The organism is Ruegeria sp. AF5 (genome assembly GCF_056541905.1).
In genome coordinates, this window is the sequence record NZ_JBQFYZ010000023.1 from 15,435 (window position 1) to 34,851 (window position 19,417).

Consider the following 19,417-nt stretch of genomic DNA (forward strand, 5'->3'; position numbering starts at 1 on the left):
CCTCCGGCCCGATTATACTGTGCTTATGAAAGATACGGCTCCAGAATGGTTCGAAACCTGCGTCAGCCAGTTGACCACAACTGGCACGCAACGTGTGTGGTCAGTTCTGGTCACGATATTCGGTGATCTGGCCCAAAGCGGGTCTGACCAGGTTAGCGGCGCGCTGATCACAGCGCTGACCAACCTTGCGGGGATCAAGGCCGAAGCCACGCGTGTTGCGCTGCACAGGCTGCGCAAGGAAGGCTGGATCGAAAGCACACGGGTCGGGCGAAACAGCGTGCACAGACTGACCGAATATGGCCGCAGTCAAAGCGCCGCCGCTGCCCCGCGCATCTATTCCAGCGAGACGAATACGCCAGAAACCTGGCATGTGCTTGTCGCCAGCAGTTCAGAAAGTTCGCGAAAAGAGCTGGCAGATCTGATGCTTACTGGAGACTATATTTCAGTTAACCACACAACAGCCATGTCGGCAGGACCCGTCCCGGAGAACCTTGAAGAATTGTTGGGTGTTGAAAGCAGCGCTATTTCGATCCCCGGCTGGCTGCGCGACCTTTGTGGCCCTGAAGTGCTGAAGTCTGCCTATGATCAGTTCTTGCACTCCATTCAGATCACCGAGCAAATGCTGCCTGTCGATGGCGTCGGCGATCCGCTTAAAATAGCGGTGCTGCGCGTATTGATTGTGCATGGGTGGCGTCGTTTGGTCTTGCGCCACCCATCCTTGCCTCCGGCCTTTTTGCCCGCCGATTGGAAAGGCGCGGAGTGTCGCGCGGCGGTGTCCCGACTGCTGGGACAATTGTCCAAACCGGATCTTGCAACGCTGGAATCTGCGGCGGGTGGTTGACTCGTTTTTTGCCGAGCTCGGGATGGCGCTCTTGGGGGTTGGAAGACGGATGTGAAAGAAGTGCCATTTAATGTTACAGAAAGCTGACAGAAGCGATTACGTGGTAACATAATGCTTGCGCCGAATCGATTGAGCATTTATTAACCGACCAGACGGTTAATGACTTGTGTTCCAACAGGAGACCCAATTGATGGACGCCTTCATCTGCGACGCAACCCGCACCCCGATTGGGCGGTATGGTGGTGCGCTTTCATCGGTTCGCACGGATGATCTGGCGGCTATCCCGCTGGCGGCCCTGATGGCGCGCAACCCGCAAGTCGACTGGACCAGTGTGGATGACGTCATTTATGGCGATGCCAACCAGGCAGGAGAGAGCAATCGCAACGTTGCCCGGATGGCGGCACTGCTTGCTGGATTGCCGACGGACGTGCCGGGAACAACGATAAACCGCTTGTGCGCCAGTGGTATGGATGCTGTCGGAATGGCGGCGCGTGGTATCAAGGCAGGCGATTATGATCTTGCTGTTGCGGGTGGCGTGGAAAGCATGTCGCGCGCACCGTTTGTAATGCCCAAAGCGACGTCGGCGTTTACGCGCAGCAATGCGGTTTACGACACCACGATTGGCTGGCGCTTTGTGAACCCAAGGCTAAAGCAGCAGTATGGCGTCGATTCCATGCCGCAAACGGCTGACAATGTCGCTGAAGATTATGGGATCAGCCGTGAAGACCAGGACGCCTTTGCCGCGCGCAGTCAGGCACGATGGGCTGCGGCGCACGCGGCAGGCGTGTTCCAAGAGGAAATCACACCGGTTTCAATTCCGCAGCGCAAGGGCGATCCGATTGTTGTCGATACGGATGAACATCCTCGCCCGGGAACCACAGCGGAAAAACTCTCGGGCCTCAAGGGTGTGAACGGGCCGGAGAAAACAGTGACCGCTGGGAATGCCTCGGGCGTGAATGACGGTGCCGCCGCGATCCTGATGGCGAATGAAGTGGCAGTGGCAAAGAATGGTTTGACCCCGATTGCCCGTGTGGTTGGTATGTCTGTCGCGGGCGTCGAGCCTCGGGTCATGGGTATTGGTCCGGTTCCTGCCAGCCGAAAGGTTTTGGCGCGCGCGGGGCTGAGCATCGACCAGATGGATGTGATCGAATTGAACGAGGCGTTTGCGTCGCAAGGTCTGGCAACGCTGCGAGAGCTTGGCCTGCCCGATGACGCAGCTCATGTGAACCCGAATGGCGGTGCAATCGCCCTTGGTCATCCATTGGGAATGAGCGGCGCCCGACTTGTGTTGACCGCAGCGTACCAACTGAAACGCACCAAAGGGCGCTATGCGCTTTGCACAATGTGCGTCGGCGTCGGGCAAGGCGCTGCACTTATTCTTGAACGCGTGTAACGGAGGAGGCGGGACATGTATGCTCAGATGGTAGAATCCGAGGCGTCAAACGATGATCCTGAAAAGCTTGCTGAATTTCAGGCGCGGATCGACGCGGATATCAAGATTGAACCCAAGGACTGGATGCCTCAGGGGTATCGCAAGACGCTGATCCGCCAGATCGGACAGCACGCGCATTCCGAGATCGTCGGGCAATTGCCCGAAGGGAACTGGATCACGCGTGCGCCGACGCTGCAACGCAAGGCGATCCTTCTGGCCAAGGTGCAGGATGAAGCCGGCCATGGGCTCTACCTTTATTGTGCGGCCGAAACACTGGGTGTCAGCCGCGATGAGATCACCGAGATGCTGCTGGACGGTCGCATGAAATACTCGTCGATCTTCAATTACCCGACGCTGAACTGGGCGGATATTGGCGCGGTCGGATGGCTGGTCGATGGCGCTGCAATCATGAATCAAGTGCCGCTGCAAAGAACGTCTTACGGGCCGTACTCACGCGCCATGATCCGCATCTGCAAGGAAGAAAGCTTCCATCAGCGCCAAGGCTATGACGCGATCCGCAAAATGGCCGAAGGCACGCCCGAGCAGCGCAAGATGGCGCAGGACGCGATGAATCGCTTCTGGTACCCGTCGTTGATGATGTTTGGACCGTCCGACAAGGATTCTGTCCACTCCGCGCAGTCGATGGCTTGGAAGATCAAGATCAACACCAATGATGAGCTGCGCCAGAAATTCGTCGACCAGACCGTCCCACAGGCCGAATATCTGGGACTGACAATCCCCGACCCGAACCTGAAGTGGAACGAAGAGCGCGGGCATTACGATTTCTCAGAGCCGGATTGGTCGGAATTCTTCGATGTGATCAAGGGCAACGGCCCCTGCAACGTCGACCGTCTGGCGGCGCGCAACAAGGCTTGGGATGACGGCAAATGGGTGCGTGACGGGCTGTTGGCCCACGCCCGCAAGAAACAGGCCGGCAATCTGGCTGCCGAATAAGCTTACCCTGAGGAGGAAACCCGATGAATACCGAATGGCCCCTGTGGGAAATCTTCATCCGCGGTCAACATGGGATGAGCCACCGACATGTCGGCTCGCTGCATGCCCCGGACGCGGAAATGGCGATCAAGAACGCACGCGACGTCTATACCCGCCGCAACGAAGGCGTCTCGATTTGGGTGGTAGAAGCCAACAACATCTCGGCCTCGTCGCCCAGTGACAAAGGTCCGTTGTATGAGCCCAGCGAAAGCAAAGTGTACCGACACCCGACCTTTTTCGACATCCCCGAAGAAGTGGGGGCGATGTGATGACCCGCGACGAAGCGTTTCAGCAGTTCCTGCTGCGGATGGGGGACAATACCCTGATCCTGGGCCATCGCGTCAGCGAATGGTGCGGCCACGCGCCAGTGTTGGAGGAGGATATTGCACTGGCCAACACGGCGCTGGACCTGATTGGGCAGACCCAGATGTGGCTTGGCCTTGCCGGAGAGATAGGCGGCGGCAAAACCGCCGATGATCTGGCATTTCTGCGCGACGCGTGGGATTTCCGCAATGTGTTGTTGGTCGAGGTTCCGAACGGTGATTTCGGCCGCACCCTGATGCGCCAGTTCCTGTTCGATGCCTGGCATTCGATCATGCTCGGCCGTCTTCTGACATCCTCTGACGATCGTGTCGCCGCGATTGCTGCCAAAGCCAGCAAGGAAGTCGCCTATCATCTGGAGCGTTCGGCAGAAACGGTCGTAGGTCTGGGTGATGGAACCGAAGAAAGCCACACCCGGATGCAGGCAGCACTGGATTACCTCTGGCCCTATGTGGGCGAGATGTTTGTCAGCGATGACATCGACGCTCAGATGGCTGCGGCCGGGATTGCGCCGAACCCGGCCGATCTGCGCGAAGAATATGATGCGCTGGTCAAACGGGTTCTGGCCAAGGCGACATTGACCCTTCCGGAAAGCCGATTTGCCCACAAAGGCGGGCGGGACGGGCGCATGCATACAGAACACCTGGGGCACCTTTTGACCCAGATGCAGTGGTTGCAGCGCGCATACCCCGGTGCAAGCTGGTAACATGTGATGCAACGCCACTCGACCGACCAGATCTGGGATTGGCTGGATGCCGTACCGGATCCCGAGATTCCGGTAATCTCGGTTGTCGATCTCGGGATCGTGCGCGATGTGCGTTGGGATGCCGAAACGCTGCTCGTGACGGTCACACCAACCTATTCGGGCTGTCCGGCAACATCCGTCATCAGCATGGATATCGAAACCGCTTTGCACGATCACGGCGTCAAAGACGTGCGGATCGAAACCTGCATCTCTCCAGCCTGGACAACCGATTGGCTGAGCGAAAAAGGCCGCGCCAAGCTGGAAGAGTTTGGCATCGCCCCGCCACAACCGGCGGGCGGGCCAGAGCGCTGCCCGCATTGCGGCAGTAAAGCAGTTGAAAAGGTCAGCCAGTTCGGTTCGACCCCGTGCAAGGCCCATTGGCGCTGCACCGACTGTCTGGAACCCTTTGACTATTTCAAGTGCATCTGAGGAGGAGCACCGGATGGCACGTTTTCATGACCTGAAAGTCACCGACATCCACAAAACCATCCGCGATGCGGTTGTCGTGACGCTTGAGCCTGTCAACGGCGCGGCGGATCAGTTCGATTTCACCGCAGGCCAATACCTGACGTTTCGCCGCGACTTTGACGGAGAAGAGCTGCGCCGGTCCTACTCCATTTGTGCGGGCAAGGATGACGGGGTACTGCAAGTCGGGATCAAACGTGTCGAGGGCGGTGCATTCTCCAGTTGGGCCAATTCCGAGCTTAACGTCGGGGACGTAGTGCAGGCGATGCCACCGATGGGCAGCTTTCACACTCCGATCGATGCGAATGCAGATAAACAATACCTTGGCTTCGCTGGCGGCTCTGGCATCACGCCGGTTCTGTCGATCCTGAAGACAACACTGACCCGCGAACCCAAATCCCGCTTTACGCTGATCTACGCCAACAAGGGTATCAACACGATCATGTTCCGCGAGGAGCTGGAAGACCTGAAAAACCTCTATATGGGCCGCCTGAACGTAATCCATATTCTTGAGGCGGATGCACAGGAGATCGACCTGTTCACCGGTCTGGTGACGCAGGAAAAATGCGCTGACTTGTTCGAACATTGGGTCGATATTCAGAACGTGGACACAGCTTTTATCTGCGGTCCCGAGCCGATGATGCTGGGGATCGCTGCCGCGCTGCGCGCGCATGGTCTTGACGACAGGCAGATCAAGTTTGAACTCTTTGCCAGCGCTCAGCCGGGCCGGGCCAAACGCAAGGAAGGTGCGGCAGATTCGGGCACGCAGGCGAACCAAACCAGTGCATCAATTACTCTTGATGGGTCCACTCAGACGATAACTCTGCCCAAGGACCAATCCATTCTGGACGCAGCCTTGGAAAATGCCATGGACGCCCCATACGCCTGTAAGGCCGGTGTCTGTTCAACCTGCCGCTGCCGCGTTCTGGAAGGCGAGGTCGAGATGCTCGCCAATCACGCGCTAGAGGATTACGAGGTTGAAAAAGGCTATGTGCTGAGCTGTCAGGCTTATCCGGTTACCGACCGCGTGGTCGTGGACTACGACCAGTAAAGGGAGAAGACCGATGACTGACACCATGACACTCGACAGCTATCTGGCCGCAGGCGGTGTGCTGACCAACCCAACCAATGTTCCGCCACGCTACCGCGCCGAACTCATGAAGCTGATGGCCACGTTCGTGGACAGCGAACTTGCCGGTGCTGCCGGATTCGCCGACATCATCAATCAGGGGCCGGGCATCAAGGAACGGATCGCAGCCGCCAGGATTGTTCTTGAGAAAACGGATCACGCCGATCAGGTTCTCAGGATAATGGGTGAGTTTGGGGCCGATACCGAGAGATATGCCACACATCATCCGTGGACGGCTCGCTTGAATCGTGACGCAGATATCGGCGCGACCCGCAGCGCACATGACATGCGCCTTGCCGTATTCAATTATCCGATCTCGGGCTGGACCGACGCGGTCATCATGAACATGCTGATGAGCCGTGCGGTCATGGAACAACTGGCCGAGTTTTCAATGGTTTCCTATCAACCGTTGGCTGAAGCTTTCCGCAGCATCGCCCCGGTCGAAGCCCATCATGGCGCGTTGGCGTTGGAAGGTGCTGTAAAGCTTTCCAGGAACGGAGAGACAGAGCAGATGCAGGACGCGGTTAACTATTGGTGGCCCCGTGTCGCTGTGTCCTTTGGTGGCGATGATCTGAAACGGTTTGAGCTTCTGAAATCGCTGGGCTTGCGCCACAATGGCAACAACGCACTGAAAGAGCGTTGGGTTCAGACGGCAGGTGCCGCCGTGAAACAGCTGGGCCTCAAACCACCGGTCTAGTTCAGTGTGAACACCAAAGGCGGGTTGAGAGGCAATTCCGGGCGCGGGCGATGAGAAGCTCGCCCGGCGGTGCAAATCTCCGATGCGGCCCGATCATCCCCTTAGGTATTGTTAGTCCACCCGGTTCTGAGAGCAATGACCTGACGTTTCACGCCGGCAGGTTGCGGTATTGGTATTTTCCTCTTTTCATATCGGAATGATTGCGCAAACTGAGCGTAATCAAGCGCCGGATTAAACTCACCAGAAGACAGTGCCTTGGCGGCCGTTCTGGCGCGAGCAGAGTTTGAGGACATCACCGCCACAACGCACCGGAAGGAACCGCCATGGATTTTGCCCCATCGCCGCGCGCCACGGAAATGTATGACCGCCTGAAAGCGTTTATGGAGGCGCATATCTACCCGCGCATACGCGATCACAAAGAAGAAATGGCGGCAGGCAGTTTCCCGGTTTCGTTTATGGAAGATCTCAAGGCGTTGGCCCGGGCCGAAGGGTTGTGGAACTTGTTCCTGCCCAGCCTGCGCGACGATGAACCCGGCACCCGGCTGAGCAATCTGGAATATGCGCCGCTGGCCGAACTTATGGGGCAGGTGGCCTGGTCTTCGGAAGTGTTCAATTGCAGTGCGCCGGATACCGGCAACATGGAACTGTTGCACATGTTTGCTACTCCGGAACAGCGCGAGACATGGCTGGTGCCGCTGTTGAACGGTGAAATCCGATCCTCTTTTGCGATGACTGAACCGGATGTGGCCAGTTCGGACGCGACCAATATTACCACTTCGATACGGCGTGAGGGGGATGAATACGTCATCAATGGCCGCAAGTGGTTCATCACAAACGCCTGCCACCCGAACACCAGATTGTTTATCGTCATGGGTAAAACGGATTCCAATGCGGATCGGCACAAACAACAGAGCATGGTCATTGTCCCGAAGGACACGCCCGGTTTTGAGATTGTTCGCAACCCCACCATTCTGAACATGCACGACCCCGAAGGCCATGCCGAGTTGATCTTCAAGGATGTGCGCGTTCCGGTCAGCAATCTTTTGGGCGAGGAAGGCAGCGGGTTCGCTCTGGCGCAGGCCCGGCTTGGTCCCGGTCGCATCCACCATTGCATGCGTTCGATCGGTGCGGCGGAAATGGCGCTTAACCTGATGGTCGAACGCGCGCAGGAGCGGAAAGCGTTTGGCAAGCAGCTTGCAGAACAGGGCGTGATCCGCGAGTGGATCGCCAAGTCCCGGTTAGAGATTGAACAGGCGCGGTTGCTGACCCTGAAAGCAGCCTGGAAGATTGATCTGGTGGGCGCCAAAGAAGCGTTCCGAGAGATTTCATTGATCAAGGTGGTGGCACCCAATGTGCATGCTGCTGTCACGGATCGCGCGATGCAGGTCTTTGGGGCGATGGGCATGACCCCGGATACACCGCTGGCCGACAGCTATACCTGGGCACGCGCGCTACGATATGCAGATGGTCCGGACGAGGTGCATTTGCAGGCGATTGCCAAGCAAGAGTTGAAGAACTCGAATTTTGGCATGTCGGCCCAATGGCTGACCCCGCCATCGCGCTAGGCCGGGGGCGGCATCAGGTCTTGCGCGCTCTGCTTTGTTTGAGCGGCAGAAACTGGGTATTTGTCCCGCGGCAGGGGGTAGGAAGCGAAGGACAGGACGTCCTGCGAAAATCCTACTGCCCTCTGACCTCGCGCACCCATGCGATGATGGTTTGGCGCGCTTCTACGTCCATTTGAACCGCTGAAGGTGGCGGCATTGCATGGCTGATCCCGGCCTGCAGGTAAATCTGGTCGGCGTGCCGGGCAACATCGCCGGGTGTTTCAAGATAAACCTTCTTGGGGGCCCATTTCATGGTGCCATAAACCGGCTCGCGGGCATGGCACATCGAACAATTGCCCAGCACAGTGTCATAGGCTTCTTCAAACCCCGCAGCCGACGCAAATTTTTTTTCGTAAGATGTCAGCGCCCTTGCTTCGGCGTCTTCCCATGTTTCGCCGGTTCTGACAGAAGACAGCCATGCGATCACGATCATGAGGATGACAGTGACACCCCAGGTCCAGTGCGGCCCTTTCCCGGTCGCGTGCATCGTGTTGAAGTAGTGGCGGATGGTCACGCCGGTCAGGAAGATCAGGCTGGCGATGATCCATGAAAACTGGGTGCCAAAGGCCAGAGGATAATGGTTTGACAGCATCAGGAACACGACGGGCAACGTCAGGTAGTTGTTGTGCGTCGACCGCACCTTGGCGATCTTTCCATATTTGGCATCCGGCGTCCGACCCGCCTTGAGGTCTTCCACCACGATCCGCTGGTTGGGCATGATTTGGAAAAACACATTTGCCGTCATGATGGTTGCGGTGAACGCACCCAGGTGCAAAAGCGCGGCACGGCCGGTAAAGATCTGATTGTAACCCCAGGACATGGCCACCAGAATCACGAACAGCAACAGCATCAGCGCGGTGGGTCGCTCACTCAGGCGCGATTTGCACATCTGGTCGTAAAGCAGCCAGCCGATGGTCAGTGACCCGCCCGAGATCAATATCCCCTGCCACAACGCCAGGTCCGCTTTGGTTGGATCAAGCAGGAACAACTCGCCCCCGACCCAATATATGATCATGAGCAAGGCCGCGCCCGAAAGCCATGTCGTGTAGCTCTGCCATTTATGCCAGGTCAGGTGCTCGGGCATACGTGCAGGTGCGACAAGATATTTGACGGTGTGATAGAACCCGCCCCCGTGCACCTCCCACTCTTCGCCATAGGCGCCTTCTGGCAAGGCAGGGTTGGGCTTAAGCATAAGGTCGAGAGCGATAAAATAGAATGACGCGCCGATCCACGCCATCGCTGTGATCACATGCAGCCAGCGGACGGAAAAGGCCATCCACTCCCACAAAACAGCCAGGTCATACATGGCGTTGCTCCTACATATCCAAGTTCTTTGGCACTCTAGGCGACAGAGGTTTCATCGGGTATTGCTACGAAAGATCAAGCAGTATCAAAAATAACAATACAATGTCAGTCTACAGGATCACGCGGTGCAACGCTCAGCTGCCGCGATAGGTCGCGTAGCTGAAAGGCGAAAGTAGCAGCGGAACATGATAGTGGGCGTGTTCGGACATCCCGAACCGGATCGGGATCAAGTCCAGAAAACGCGGGCTTTCAGGTGGCACGCCAGTGGTGTCGAGGTATTCGCCCGCATGAAACATCAACTCGTATTCGCCCGTCGAGAACTCGGCCTCGGGAAGGATTTGTTCATTGGTGCGGCCGTCCTCGTTGGTGAGCAGAGTTTTCAGCAACGTGCGGTCTGTTCCGTTGATCCGGAACAACTCGATCTTCATCCCACTGGCAGGGCAGCCCCGCGCCGTATCCAGGACATGTGTTGTAAGGTAACCGGCCATTTGCACCTCTCGCTAAGTATTGCTGTTACTATTGCAATACCTTCGCGGCAGGCAAAGGCAGTCTGTCAAAAGACTGCTTACAGTATTTTTTGAAAAACATAGGTGATTGTTTGGGTTATTCGTCTTTTCAGCAAGAGGGAAATTGATGTGACGCGGTATCCACGAGACATGACCGGCTATGGCCGGCAAGTGCCAAACGCAAACTGGCCAAACGGGGCCAAAATCGCAGTTCAGATTGTCCTGAACTATGAGGAAGGCGGCGAGAACAACGTTTTGCACGGGGATGCCGCATCCGAGGCGTTTCTTTCCGAAATCACTGGTGCGGCCCCTTGGCCGGGGCAAAGGCACTGGAACATGGAATCCATTTACGAATACGGCAGCCGCACAGGGTTCTGGCGGGTGCATCGGCTTTTGCAGGACCTTCCTGTCACGGTTTATGGCGTTGCCACAGCATTGGCCCGTGCACCGGCGCAGGTTGCGGCGATGAAGGCCGCAGGCTGGGAGATTGCCAGCCATGGCCTGAAATGGGTTGAGCACAAGGACATGGACGCGGAAGAAGAACGCGCCCAGATCCGTGAGGCGATCCGGCTTCATACCGAGGTCGTCGGCACGCCCCCACGTGGCTGGTACACGGGCCGCTGTTCGATGAATACGGTCGATCTGGCCGCCGCCGAAGGCGAGCTGGCCTATATTGCCGACAGCTATGCAGACGATTTGCCCTATTGGGTCAAGGCTGGTGGCAAGGATCAGTTGATCGTACCCTACACGATGGATTGCAACGATATGCGGTTTGCAATTCAGGCGGGCTATACCAACGGCGAACAGTTTGAAAGCTATCTCAAGGACAGCTTCGACATGCTTTATGCCGAAGGCCAAGCGGGCGAGCCGAAGATGCTTTCGATCGGACTGCATTGCCGCCTCATCGGCCGCCCTGGTCGCGCCATGGCCCTGAAACGCGCACTCGACCACTTCAAGAAACATGACGGGGTCTGGTTTGCCACGCGTGAACAAATCGCTGATCACTGGGCGCAAACGCATCCGCCAAGTCGACGGCTGACACCGTCTGAAATGGACGAGCCAACCTTTGTCGCAGAGTTCGGCGGCGTGTTCGAACACAGCCCGTGGATTGCCCAAGTGGCCTTTGATCTGGAGCTGGGCCGCACACATGACAATGCCGCAGGGGTTCACAATGCACTGTCGCGCGTATTCCGTTCTGCCACAGCCGAGCAGCGGCTTGGCGTCCTGACAGCCCACCCAGATCTGGCAGGCAAACTTGCTGCTGCGGGTCGTCTGACCAAGGAAAGCACAGCAGAACAGGCCGGAGCAGGTCTCGACATGCTGACGGATGAAGAGCGTGCGACCTTCACGGCCTTGAACGACGCCTACACGACCAAGTTCGGCTTTCCTTTCATCATTGCGGTCAAGGACAATACCAAAGCAAGCATTCTTGAGGCTTTTCACCGTCGGATAGACAGTGACCGAGACACCGAATTCACCGAGGCCTGCCGTCAGGTCGAACGGATTGCTGAGTTGCGGCTGATCGAGAAATTCGCGCAATGACATCCACGCTGAAACTCCGGTCACTGACCGCCGAGGCCTTTGCGCCGTTCGGCGATGTCATCGAAGTGTCTGGCGCGGTGGACAAATACATCAATCAGGGAAAATGCGCGCGATACCATGATCGCGCCCAGTTGGATTTCCATGAAGGGTGCGCAGGGATCAGCGTTTTCCAATCCCAGGCCTTCGACCTGCCCATCAAACTTGAAATGGTTGAGCGTCATCCCGACGGCAGTCAAGCCTTTATGCCGCTTTCAGATAAACCCTTTGTCGTTGTCGTGGCGCCCGACAACGCGGGTGTGCCGGGTGAGCCTGTTGCATTCATTACCGCGCCCGGACAGGGCGTGAATTATCACCGGAACACCTGGCACGGGGTGCTGACACCGCTTCATCCCCCCGGGTTGTTCGCTGTGGTCGACCGAATAGGAAACGGGCCCAACCTTGAGGAATACTGGTTCCAGAACGCCTACACGATCACTGAATAAGGGACATTGCCGGAAGAGGAGCCGGCCCACGCAGTTTTTTTGGGAGGAAAAGCGCGATGTCAGATGCAACTTTAGGGACGCCGGAGCAGCTCCGCGACCCGAACTACACCCCGCCAATCCTGAAGGCGGTACCTTTGGGAATTCAGCACGTTCTGGCGATGTTTGTTTCCAATGTCACGCCAGCCATCATCGTCTGTGGTGCGGCGGGTTTCGGGTTTGGTTCAAACAGCCCCGATTTCCCGCAGATGATCTACATGATCCAGATGTCGATGTTCTTTGCGGGCGTTGCGACACTGTTCCAGACCATTGGGCTGGGGCCTGTTGGCGCCCGCCTGCCAATCGTGCAGGGAACGTCATTTGCCTTTATTCCGATCATGATCCCCTTGGTGGTTGGTAAGGGCGTTGACGCGATTGCCGTATTGATGGGTGGTATAGTCGTTGGCGGCCTGTTTCATGCCAGCCTTGGGTTGTTCATTGGCCGTATTCGCTTTGCGCTTCCGCCTTTGGTTACAGGTCTTGTCGTGACCATGATCGGGCTTGCGCTTGTCAAGGTCGGCGTCCAGTACGCAGCTGGCGGTGTACCCGCCATCGGTACCGAAGAATACGGCTCTGGTCTGAACTGGCTCATGGCCGGAACTGTGATTGTTGTTACGCTGGGCCTGAAGTTTATTGCCCGCGGTATGTTGTCGGTGTCGGCGGTTCTGATTGGCCTGTTGGTCGGATACGTGGTGGCATTCGCACTGGGTCAGGTGAACTTGGGCAATGTCGGGCGCGCGGCTCCGTTTGCAATGCCGAACCCATTTCACTTCGGTATCGAGTTTTCATTCGCGGCGATCATCGGTTTCTGTACGATGTCCTTTGTATCGGCTGTTGAAACGGTCGGGGATGTGTCCGGTATCACCAAGGGGGGCGCGGGACGCGAGGCAACCGACAAGGAAATTCAGGGCGCGACTTTTGCCGATGGTCTTGGAACTGCAGTATCAGGCGTCTTTGGGGCACTGCCGAACACGTCGTTCAGTCAGAACGTTGGCCTGATTGCCATGACCGGTGTCATGAGTCGCACGGTCGTAACCATAGGTGCCCTGTTCCTGATCATATGCGGGCTTATCCCCAAGATCGGCGCGGTGATCTCATCCGTTCCGATCGAGGTTCTGGGCGGTGGTGTGATCGTGATGTTCGGTATGGTGGTTGCAGCCGGTGTTTCGATGCTGTCGGACGTGACGTGGAACCGCCGCAACATGGTGATCTTTGCGATTTCACTCAGCCTTGGTCTGGGCTTGCAGTTAGAGCCCGGCGCCTTACAGCATCTGCCCGGAACTCTCAAAGTTCTGGCGACATCCGGGATCTTGCCTGCTGCGATCATTGCCATTGTCCTGAATCTGGTTCTGCCCGAAGAGCTTTCGGATGAATCTACGGAAGAGGTGTCCGGTGGAATGGCAGGCCACGGGCTGGGCTCTATCGAACAGGACGATCACGTCTGACCGGTTCAGCCCGGACTTGTAAACGAAGAAGCGGCGAGCTAATCGCGCCGCTTTTTTGGTTTCTGGCCGGTGTGGCAGGCTTGGCCCGTGGCTCACATAAGCAACGCGTCGTTCGACACGACGCTCAGGCGACCAAACGGGAATGTCGTTAGAAATCGACCTCAATCGCGATGCCTTTCTGTACGGCCAGTTCGACAACAGATGCAGCAACCGCCAGATCCTGAAGACCGACGCCCGTGCCATCGAACAACGTGATCTGATCGTCTGATGTTCGGCCCGGGTTCGTTCCGTTGATGACCGCACCCAACTGGATCAGGTCACTTTCTCTGATCAGGCCCTGTGCCACGGCGTGTTGCGCCTCGCCAATCGAAATTGACTGTGCGATTTCATCTGTGAATACGGATGCTTTGGCCAACAACGCCGCCTCGACTTCCTGCTTGCCCTTGGTGTCCGTTCCCATGCACGCGATATGCGTTCCGGGGCTCACATGGTTTGCCATCAGCGATGGTGCAAAAGCCGAGGTGATCGAGATTATGACGTCCGCCTCGGTCATGCCGTCAAGTTCGACCGCTTCAAACGGAACACCGGCTTCATTGGCGACCTTTTCAATGTTGGGCAACATCTCGGGATGGTAGTTCCAGCCAAGGACCTTTTCAAAGGCGCGCGTCTCCAGCGCCGAGCGTAGCTGAAAGGTTGCCTGATGCCCGGCCCCGATCATACCGATCACCCGCGCGTCCGCACGGGCAAGGTGCTTGATGGATACAGAAGAGGCCGCCGCAGTGCGCAAGGCGGTCAACAGGTTGCCGCCAACCATCGCTGACGGTTTTCCGGTGTCAGGGTCAAAAAGAAAAACAGTGGACTGGTGATTGATCAATCCGCGTTTTTCCAGGTTGTTCGGCCAATACCCCCCAGCCTTCAGACCCAGTGTCAGCCCGGCGCGATCAAACCCGCCTTTAAAGCCGTACAGGGCGTCCTCATGCCCGATGGCTTCGCGCACGACAGGAAAGTTATAGGCGTCCCCTGCGGCCATAGAGGCAAAGACCTGTTCGACAGCTTCAAAGGCCGCGTCGCGGGTCATGAGGTTGGCGATTTCGCGCTCGGGTACGATCAGCATGTCATTCTCCACTTGGAATTCGTGCGCCCGTGCGGTTCACCGACAAAAGCGGGCGCGCACAGGCGACTGACCGGCCATGTTTGGCCGAATGCTTATTCTTTGAGCATTCAAGCTCAGTACGCACGGCCGCGGGCTGACACCGGCCATACGCATTCGACCTTGCCATTCCGGACGCCCACATACCAATCGTGCACGTTTGCGGTTGGGTCACAGTGCCCCGGCACCAGCTTCAGTTTGTCATTGACCTTCAGCGCCCCGCTCGGATCCATCACGACGCCATGTTCATCCGAGCATTTGATGTATTCGACATCGTCACGCCCGAAAACAACAGGCAGGCCGCTATCCACCGACTGCGCCTTCAGACCTGCATCGACGATTGCTTTGTCCGCCTTGGCATGGCTCATGACGCTGGTCAGGATGAAGAAGGCGTTTTCCCACTCGCCCTGGTCGATCCGCTTGCCGTTCTCATCCAGGATGCGACCGTAATCAGCATCCATGAACGCATAAGACCCGCATTGCAGCTCATTATACACGCCCGAGTTGGATTCAAAGTAGTAAGACCCCGTACCGCCGCCCGAGACCAGATCACACTCGATACCCTCGGCTTTAAGACCGTCTACCGCGTCTTTGACCATCGCGATGGCGGTATCCAGTTTTTCCTTGCGTGCCTCATAGCTGTCGAGGTGTTGCATGGCACCCTGATAGGCCTGAATTCCGCTGAATTTCAGGTTGTCTGCAGCCTCAACCGCCTTGGCGATTTCAATCACTTCGGGTGTCGTTGTGACCCCGCACCGCCCTGCGCCGCAATCGATTTCCACGAAGACTTCCAGCTGTGTTCCATGCCGGACTGCCGCCGCCGAAAGGTCGGCGACATTTTCCAGATCGTCGACACACACGATAATGCGGCTGCCCAGCTTTGGCAGGCGTGCGAGGCGGTCAATTTTGGCCGGGTCACGCACCTGGTTCGAAACCAGAACGTCCTTGATCCCACCACGAACGAAAACTTCGGCCTCGGAAACTTTCTGGCAGCAGACACCGACGGCACCACCGATTTTTTCTTGCAGCTTGGCCACGTCAACCGACTTATGCATTTTACCATGCACGCGGTGACGCATCCCGTGCGCCTTGGCATAATCGCCCATCTTCCTGATATTGCGCTCAAGCGCGTCGAGATCCAAAATCAGGCTGGGTGTCTGGATATCTGCTTCGTCCATGCCAGGCTTGGCCGGAATGTCGTAACCTACTTCGAACTGGTCGAGAGTGCTCATATCTTTCATCTCCGTAATCCTATACCGGGATTGTTTTTTGTTGGGGTATATTCAGGCGTTCATCCAGGGCAGCCGGTCCAGATCGACATTGCCACCTGTAACAATCAGTCCGACACGCTTGCCCTTGAAGGCGTCCGGGTTCTTGAGAACCGTGGCCAGCGGAACGGCCGAAGATGGCTCCATCACAATCCGCAGGTGCTTCCATGTCAGTTTCATCGCATCGATGATCTCCTGCTCGGAGGCAGTGTAAATTTCTGAAACGTGGTTCGATACGAAATGCCAGGTGAGATCCTTCAGCGGAACCAGCAACCCGTCAGCAATAGTCTTTGGAGCATCATCCGCGATGATATGACCGGCCTTGAAGCTGCGATAGGCGTCGTCTGCCTGTTCGGGTTCTGCCGCGATGACCGCTGTTTCTGGGGCCAGATTGGACAGGGTCAAACAGGTTCCAGACACCATGCCACCACCGCCGATTGGCGCAACGACTGCGTCCAGACCGTCGGTCTGCTCGATAAACTCTCGCGAACAGGTGCCTTGCCCGGCGATGACCCGAGGATCGTTGTAGGGATGAACAAAGTCACCGCCCGTAGCCGCCTGAACCTCGGCAAATGTCGCTTCGCGCGACGAGGTGGAGGGTTCGCATTCTGTAATCTTCCCTCCATAACGGCGGACCGTATCCTTCTTTGCCTGCGGCGCTGTCCGCGGCATGACCACGTTGCAGGGAATGCCCCGTTTCATCGCCGCAAAAGACAGGCACGAGGCGTGATTGCCCGAAGAATGGGTGGCGACACCTTTTTCAGCCTGTTTCTCATCCAGCCCAAAAACCGCATTCGCAGCACCTCGTACTTTGAAAGCGCCTGGTTCCTGAAAGTTTTCGCATTTGAAGAACAGCTGCGCGCCTGACAGTTCATTGAGAAAGTCCGAAGTTCGCACCGGGGTGCGGCGGATATAGGGTTTGATCCGGTCATGCGCCGCAAGCATGTCTTCATAGGTTGGGATATACATTGTGCAATCCTTCATCATGCCGCGTTCTTCTGAACGGAACCGGGATGGCCGCGATAGTATTCCTGTGCGGCGGCAACTCCGGACCCCAGGTCGATATTCAGTCCCAGGTCAACCATGCACATCTCGGCAGTGGCGATCCCGGACAGAGCCATGACATCCGTCAGGCTGCCCAGATGCCCGATCCGGAACACCTTGCCCGCGACCTCACCAAGGCCCACGCCAAAGGCAACGCCGTATTTTTCAGCTGCGTGCGTGACAATATCCGTCGCGTTGAAGCCGTTCGGCGTACGGATTGCGCTTACGGTATCGGAATAGACCGTCGGGCTGCTGGCACAAAGCTCCAGCCCCCACGCCCCCACAGCGGCACGGACTCCTTCCGCGATCCGGTGGTGCCGGGCAAAAACGTTCTCCAGACCTTCACTCAACAGCATAGAGCAGGCTTGATTGAGGCCATTCATCAACCCGACAGCGGGTGTATAGGGGTAAGCATTGTTGGCGTATCCCTTGGTCATGTCCCGGACGTCAAAGAATGTGCGGGGCAGAGTGCCGGTTTTGGTTGCTTCCATCGCTTTCCGGCTGAAACCGACGATGGCAAGGCCAGCGGGCAACATGAAACCCTTCTGCGACCCCGTAACGGCAACATCCACGCCCCATTCATCAAACCGGAAATCCATCGACGCGATTGATGAGACACCATCAACAAACAGCAGGGCAGGATGTTGCGCGGCAGTCAGCGCCTTGCGCACAGCAGCGATATCCGACTTCACGCCAGTTGCCGTCTCGTTATGCGTGGCTAGAACAACCTTGATCTCATGGCTTTTGTCGGCGGCAAGGATTTCTTCGTACCGGTCAGCCGGCAGCCCATCGCCCCACGGGGTTTCGACGATCTCAACATTCAGCCCATGGCGCTGGCACATATCGATCCATCGATGGCTGAACATGCCGTTGCGGGCCGCCAGAACCTTGTCACCGGCGGACAGCGTATTGGTTAGGGCGGTTTCCCAGCCCCCGGTTCCGGTCGACGGGAAAATGAAGACTTCGGCGCTGTCGCTTTTCAGAATGTCCCGCACGCCCGCGCGCGCAGGATGCAGGATTTGCCCGAACAATGGCGAACGATGGTCGATCGTGGGCATATCGCAGGCTTTGCGCAGGCTTTCCGGGATGTTCGTCGGGCCCGGGATGAAAACGGGGTTTTGAAAGCTCATGGATGGTCTCCTTCCGTCCTTGCCAGCACAATAAGTTTCATCAACCCGATTGGAAATTTTTTTGAAAACGCATTTCAGAATTCGCAGTAAGAGATTTAACTTATAGTTGTCAGCGGGTTATATTTTTCATATCCTGAAATAGTCTTTCATAGATGATCAGAGGGTTTTTATGGAATCGCAAGACAATGACCCGAAACTCCGCCGCAAGGCCCGCGGAAGACCGCGGGGGTGGGATGACAAAACCGCGCAGAATACGATCAAATCGCTGGATCGGGCGATGGAGGTTTTCGAATATCTGAGCCAGGCGCAAGGCAAAGCTCTTACTGAACTTTCAGATGAAATGCGTCAGGCACCGGCCACCGTTTATCGCATCCTCGTGACGTTACAGGGCAGGGGTCTGGTCGAGTTCGACCATGAAGAACAGGTTTGGCACATTGGCCCGCAGGCGTTTGTGATCGGCTCGCGGTTTTTGCGTCGTACCAGTCTGGTGGAACGGGCAAGGCCGATCATGCGCAAATTGATGGAAACCACGGGTGAAACCGCCAATCTGGGAATTGAGAAAGAAGGTCTGGTGCTGTTCCTGAGCCAGGTTGAAACACATGAAAGTATCCGGGCGTTTTTTCCGCCCGGTACATTGTCACCCATGCACGCGTCGGGCATCGGAAAAGCGTTATTGGCCCACATGGACGAAGACAGATTGAACCGTCGATTGGCCTCAGCGAATTTACAGGCTTTTACGGATCAGTCGATTACCGGCGCTGAGGCGTTGAAGAAAGATCTTGCAGCAATCAGATTGCGGGGTTTTTCCGTGGACAACGAAGAAAAGACTACAGGTATGCGATGCATTGCAGCACCCGTTTTCGATATGAACAGAGAGGCGGTCGCAGGGCTTTCCGTGTCCGGGCCAACCAGCCGCGTCGGAGCAACCGAAATCGAACGGCTGAGCCGCCCGGTGATGGAAGCCGCGCGCCGGTTGACGCTGGCTATTGGTGGGACAGTGGTGTCTCCGCAACCCTAAGGTTTTGCCGCCAAATTGCGGCGAATGCTGACCCCGGATCCGTCTGCCGCGCCACAACACCAACGCGCGGAGATGTGCCTCGCAAACAAAAACTGAAACGCGATTCAGATGTACCCATCTCCGGTCACCCGATTTTCAGCACCCTCTCACTACTGAGCGACTTTTTGTTTGTGTTTATTGAACTGTTGGTCGAAGAGGTTTTTGAAGGGGCCTTTTTTTTGCATGAGTTGGTCGAGGTTTCCCTGTTCGGCGATAGTGCCGTCC

The 19,417-nt window shown here is 57.0% G+C and carries 20 protein-coding genes; 14 read left to right on the forward strand and 6 right to left on the reverse strand.

All coding sequences use genetic code 11. From position 1 onward, the window contains the following. The first annotated feature begins 25 nt into the window (after window positions 1-25). The 9 genes from ACR0DS_RS19035 to ACR0DS_RS19075 all read left to right on the forward strand — a co-directional run bounded on the left by ACR0DS_RS19035 (window position 26) and on the right by ACR0DS_RS19075 (window position 8,188). Entirely contained in the window at window positions 26-841 is an 816-nt protein-coding gene (locus ACR0DS_RS19035; protein ID WP_480559099.1) for a PaaX family transcriptional regulator C-terminal domain-containing protein, read from the forward strand. A 190-nt stretch (window positions 842-1,031) separates the two neighbouring features. Next, complete coding sequence (pcaF, locus tag ACR0DS_RS19040; RefSeq protein WP_480484855.1) at window positions 1,032-2,234, forward strand: 3-oxoadipyl-CoA thiolase; 1,203 nt, start codon at window positions 1,032-1,034, stop codon at window positions 2,232-2,234. A 15-nt stretch (window positions 2,235-2,249) separates the two neighbouring features. Then, the gene (gene paaA / locus ACR0DS_RS19045) at window positions 2,250-3,227 is read left to right on the forward strand and encodes a 1,2-phenylacetyl-CoA epoxidase subunit PaaA (protein ID WP_480476985.1); all 978 of its coding nucleotides are present in this window, start codon (window positions 2,250-2,252) and stop codon (window positions 3,225-3,227) included. Between the two features lie 23 nt (window positions 3,228-3,250). Beyond that, window positions 3,251-3,535 (forward strand): 1,2-phenylacetyl-CoA epoxidase subunit PaaB, encoded by a 285-nt coding sequence (paaB, locus tag ACR0DS_RS19050; protein WP_209507558.1) that lies wholly within the window; start codon window positions 3,251-3,253, stop codon window positions 3,533-3,535. Beyond that, on the forward strand, window positions 3,535-4,293 hold the full coding sequence (paaC, locus tag ACR0DS_RS19055) for a 1,2-phenylacetyl-CoA epoxidase subunit PaaC (RefSeq protein ID WP_480484854.1): 759 nt from the start codon (window positions 3,535-3,537) through the stop codon (window positions 4,291-4,293). Before paaB ends, paaC begins: the two co-directional genes overlap by 1 nt. Before the next feature lie 6 nt (window positions 4,294-4,299). Then, window positions 4,300-4,761, forward strand: coding sequence for a 1,2-phenylacetyl-CoA epoxidase subunit PaaD (gene paaD, locus ACR0DS_RS19060; protein WP_480559101.1), 462 nt, complete (start codon window positions 4,300-4,302; stop codon window positions 4,759-4,761). A gap of 13 nt (window positions 4,762-4,774) precedes the next feature. Further along, window positions 4,775-5,848, forward strand: coding sequence for a 2Fe-2S iron-sulfur cluster-binding protein (locus tag ACR0DS_RS19065; protein WP_480559103.1), 1,074 nt, complete (start codon window positions 4,775-4,777; stop codon window positions 5,846-5,848). A gap of 13 nt (window positions 5,849-5,861) precedes the next feature. Beyond that, window positions 5,862-6,623 (forward strand): Phenylacetic acid catabolic protein, encoded by a 762-nt coding sequence (locus ACR0DS_RS19070; RefSeq protein ID WP_480484852.1) that lies wholly within the window; start codon window positions 5,862-5,864, stop codon window positions 6,621-6,623. A gap of 323 nt (window positions 6,624-6,946) precedes the next feature. Further along, window positions 6,947-8,188 (forward strand): acyl-CoA dehydrogenase family protein, encoded by a 1,242-nt coding sequence (locus ACR0DS_RS19075; RefSeq protein WP_480559105.1) that lies wholly within the window; start codon window positions 6,947-6,949, stop codon window positions 8,186-8,188. A 112-nt stretch (window positions 8,189-8,300) separates the two neighbouring features. Here the strand turns inward: ACR0DS_RS19075 and ACR0DS_RS19080 are convergent, their stop codons facing one another. Together ACR0DS_RS19080 and uraH are read right to left on the reverse strand one after the other, a co-directional pair. After that, window positions 8,301-9,533, reverse strand: a complete 1,233-nt coding sequence (locus ACR0DS_RS19080; RefSeq protein WP_480559107.1) for a urate hydroxylase PuuD — start codon at window positions 9,531-9,533, stop codon at window positions 8,301-8,303. Between the two features lie 133 nt (window positions 9,534-9,666). Next, window positions 9,667-10,020 (reverse strand): hydroxyisourate hydrolase, encoded by a 354-nt coding sequence (uraH, locus tag ACR0DS_RS19085; RefSeq protein ID WP_480489200.1) that lies wholly within the window; start codon window positions 10,018-10,020, stop codon window positions 9,667-9,669. Window positions 10,021-10,167: 147 nt separating this feature from the next. Here uraH and puuE point away from each other — a divergent pair, with 147 nt between their 5' ends. Genes puuE through ACR0DS_RS19100 form a run of 3 tightly spaced genes read left to right on the forward strand, consistent with a single transcriptional unit; the run spans window position 10,168 to window position 13,543 of the window. Further along, window positions 10,168-11,580, forward strand: a complete 1,413-nt coding sequence (gene puuE, locus ACR0DS_RS19090; RefSeq protein ID WP_480559109.1) for an allantoinase PuuE — start codon at window positions 10,168-10,170, stop codon at window positions 11,578-11,580. After that, complete coding sequence (locus ACR0DS_RS19095; RefSeq protein WP_480559111.1) at window positions 11,577-12,062, forward strand: ureidoglycolate lyase; 486 nt, start codon at window positions 11,577-11,579, stop codon at window positions 12,060-12,062. Before puuE ends, ACR0DS_RS19095 begins: the two co-directional genes overlap by 4 nt. A gap of 56 nt (window positions 12,063-12,118) precedes the next feature. Beyond that, window positions 12,119-13,543: a uracil-xanthine permease family protein gene (locus ACR0DS_RS19100; protein WP_480559113.1), complete on the forward strand. Its 1,425-nt coding sequence runs from the start codon at window positions 12,119-12,121 to the stop codon at window positions 13,541-13,543. Between the two features lie 148 nt (window positions 13,544-13,691). Here ACR0DS_RS19100 and bhcD read toward each other — a convergent pair whose 3' ends face one another. The 4 genes from bhcD to bhcA all read right to left on the reverse strand — a co-directional run bounded on the left by bhcD (window position 13,692) and on the right by bhcA (window position 18,135). Next, complete coding sequence (gene bhcD, locus ACR0DS_RS19105; RefSeq protein ID WP_480484845.1) at window positions 13,692-14,657, reverse strand: iminosuccinate reductase BhcD; 966 nt, start codon at window positions 14,655-14,657, stop codon at window positions 13,692-13,694. 113 nt (window positions 14,658-14,770) lie between these two features. Next, window positions 14,771-15,934 (reverse strand): 3-hydroxy-D-aspartate aldolase BhcC, encoded by a 1,164-nt coding sequence (bhcC, locus tag ACR0DS_RS19110; protein ID WP_480489190.1) that lies wholly within the window; start codon window positions 15,932-15,934, stop codon window positions 14,771-14,773. A gap of 42 nt (window positions 15,935-15,976) precedes the next feature. Next, window positions 15,977-16,945: a beta-hydroxyaspartate dehydratase BhcB gene (gene bhcB / locus ACR0DS_RS19115; protein ID WP_480559119.1), complete on the reverse strand. Its 969-nt coding sequence runs from the start codon at window positions 16,943-16,945 to the stop codon at window positions 15,977-15,979. After that, window positions 16,945-18,135 carry an L-aspartate--glyoxylate aminotransferase BhcA gene (gene bhcA, locus ACR0DS_RS19120; RefSeq protein ID WP_480477007.1) on the reverse strand — a complete coding sequence of 397 codons (1,191 nt, stop codon included), beginning with the start codon at window positions 18,133-18,135 and terminating at the stop codon, window positions 16,945-16,947. Before bhcA ends, bhcB begins: the two co-directional genes overlap by 1 nt. Before the next feature lie 169 nt (window positions 18,136-18,304). Here bhcA and bhcR point away from each other — a divergent pair, with 169 nt between their 5' ends. Together bhcR and ACR0DS_RS19130 are read left to right on the forward strand one after the other, a co-directional pair. Further along, entirely contained in the window at window positions 18,305-19,153 is an 849-nt protein-coding gene (gene bhcR / locus ACR0DS_RS19125; RefSeq protein WP_480559115.1) for an HTH-type transcriptional regulator BhcR, read from the forward strand. 74 nt (window positions 19,154-19,227) lie between these two features. Beyond that, window positions 19,228-19,417 (forward strand): hypothetical protein (locus tag ACR0DS_RS19130; RefSeq protein ID WP_480616891.1); only part of this gene is annotated, 190 nt, incomplete at its 3' end.

Coding starts and splice junctions, on each gene's coding strand:
- ACR0DS_RS19035 (WP_480559099.1), top strand. CDS start 26: ATGAAAGATACGGCTCCAGAATGGTTCGAAACCTGCGTCAGCCAGTTG.
- pcaF (WP_480484855.1), top strand. CDS start 1,032: ATGGACGCCTTCATCTGCGACGCAACCCGCACCCCGATTGGGCGGTAT.
- paaA (WP_480476985.1), top strand. CDS start 2,250: ATGTATGCTCAGATGGTAGAATCCGAGGCGTCAAACGATGATCCTGAA.
- paaB (WP_209507558.1), top strand. CDS start 3,251: ATGAATACCGAATGGCCCCTGTGGGAAATCTTCATCCGCGGTCAACAT.
- paaC (WP_480484854.1), top strand. CDS start 3,535: ATGACCCGCGACGAAGCGTTTCAGCAGTTCCTGCTGCGGATGGGGGAC.
- paaD (WP_480559101.1), top strand. CDS start 4,300: ATGCAACGCCACTCGACCGACCAGATCTGGGATTGGCTGGATGCCGTA.
- ACR0DS_RS19065 (WP_480559103.1), top strand. CDS start 4,775: ATGGCACGTTTTCATGACCTGAAAGTCACCGACATCCACAAAACCATC.
- ACR0DS_RS19070 (WP_480484852.1), top strand. CDS start 5,862: ATGACTGACACCATGACACTCGACAGCTATCTGGCCGCAGGCGGTGTG.
- ACR0DS_RS19075 (WP_480559105.1), top strand. CDS start 6,947: ATGGATTTTGCCCCATCGCCGCGCGCCACGGAAATGTATGACCGCCTG.
- ACR0DS_RS19080 (WP_480559107.1), bottom strand. CDS start 9,533: ATGTATGACCTGGCTGTTTTGTGGGAGTGGATGGCCTTTTCCGTCCGC.
- uraH (WP_480489200.1), bottom strand. CDS start 10,020: ATGGCCGGTTACCTTACAACACATGTCCTGGATACGGCGCGGGGCTGC.
- ACR0DS_RS19095 (WP_480559111.1), top strand. CDS start 11,577: ATGACATCCACGCTGAAACTCCGGTCACTGACCGCCGAGGCCTTTGCG.
- ACR0DS_RS19100 (WP_480559113.1), top strand. CDS start 12,119: ATGTCAGATGCAACTTTAGGGACGCCGGAGCAGCTCCGCGACCCGAAC.
- bhcD (WP_480484845.1), bottom strand. CDS start 14,657: ATGCTGATCGTACCCGAGCGCGAAATCGCCAACCTCATGACCCGCGAC.
- bhcC (WP_480489190.1), bottom strand. CDS start 15,934: ATGAAAGATATGAGCACTCTCGACCAGTTCGAAGTAGGTTACGACATT.
- bhcB (WP_480559119.1), bottom strand. CDS start 16,945: ATGAAGGATTGCACAATGTATATCCCAACCTATGAAGACATGCTTGCG.
- bhcA (WP_480477007.1), bottom strand. CDS start 18,135: ATGAGCTTTCAAAACCCCGTTTTCATCCCGGGCCCGACGAACATCCCG.
- bhcR (WP_480559115.1), top strand. CDS start 18,305: ATGGAATCGCAAGACAATGACCCGAAACTCCGCCGCAAGGCCCGCGGA.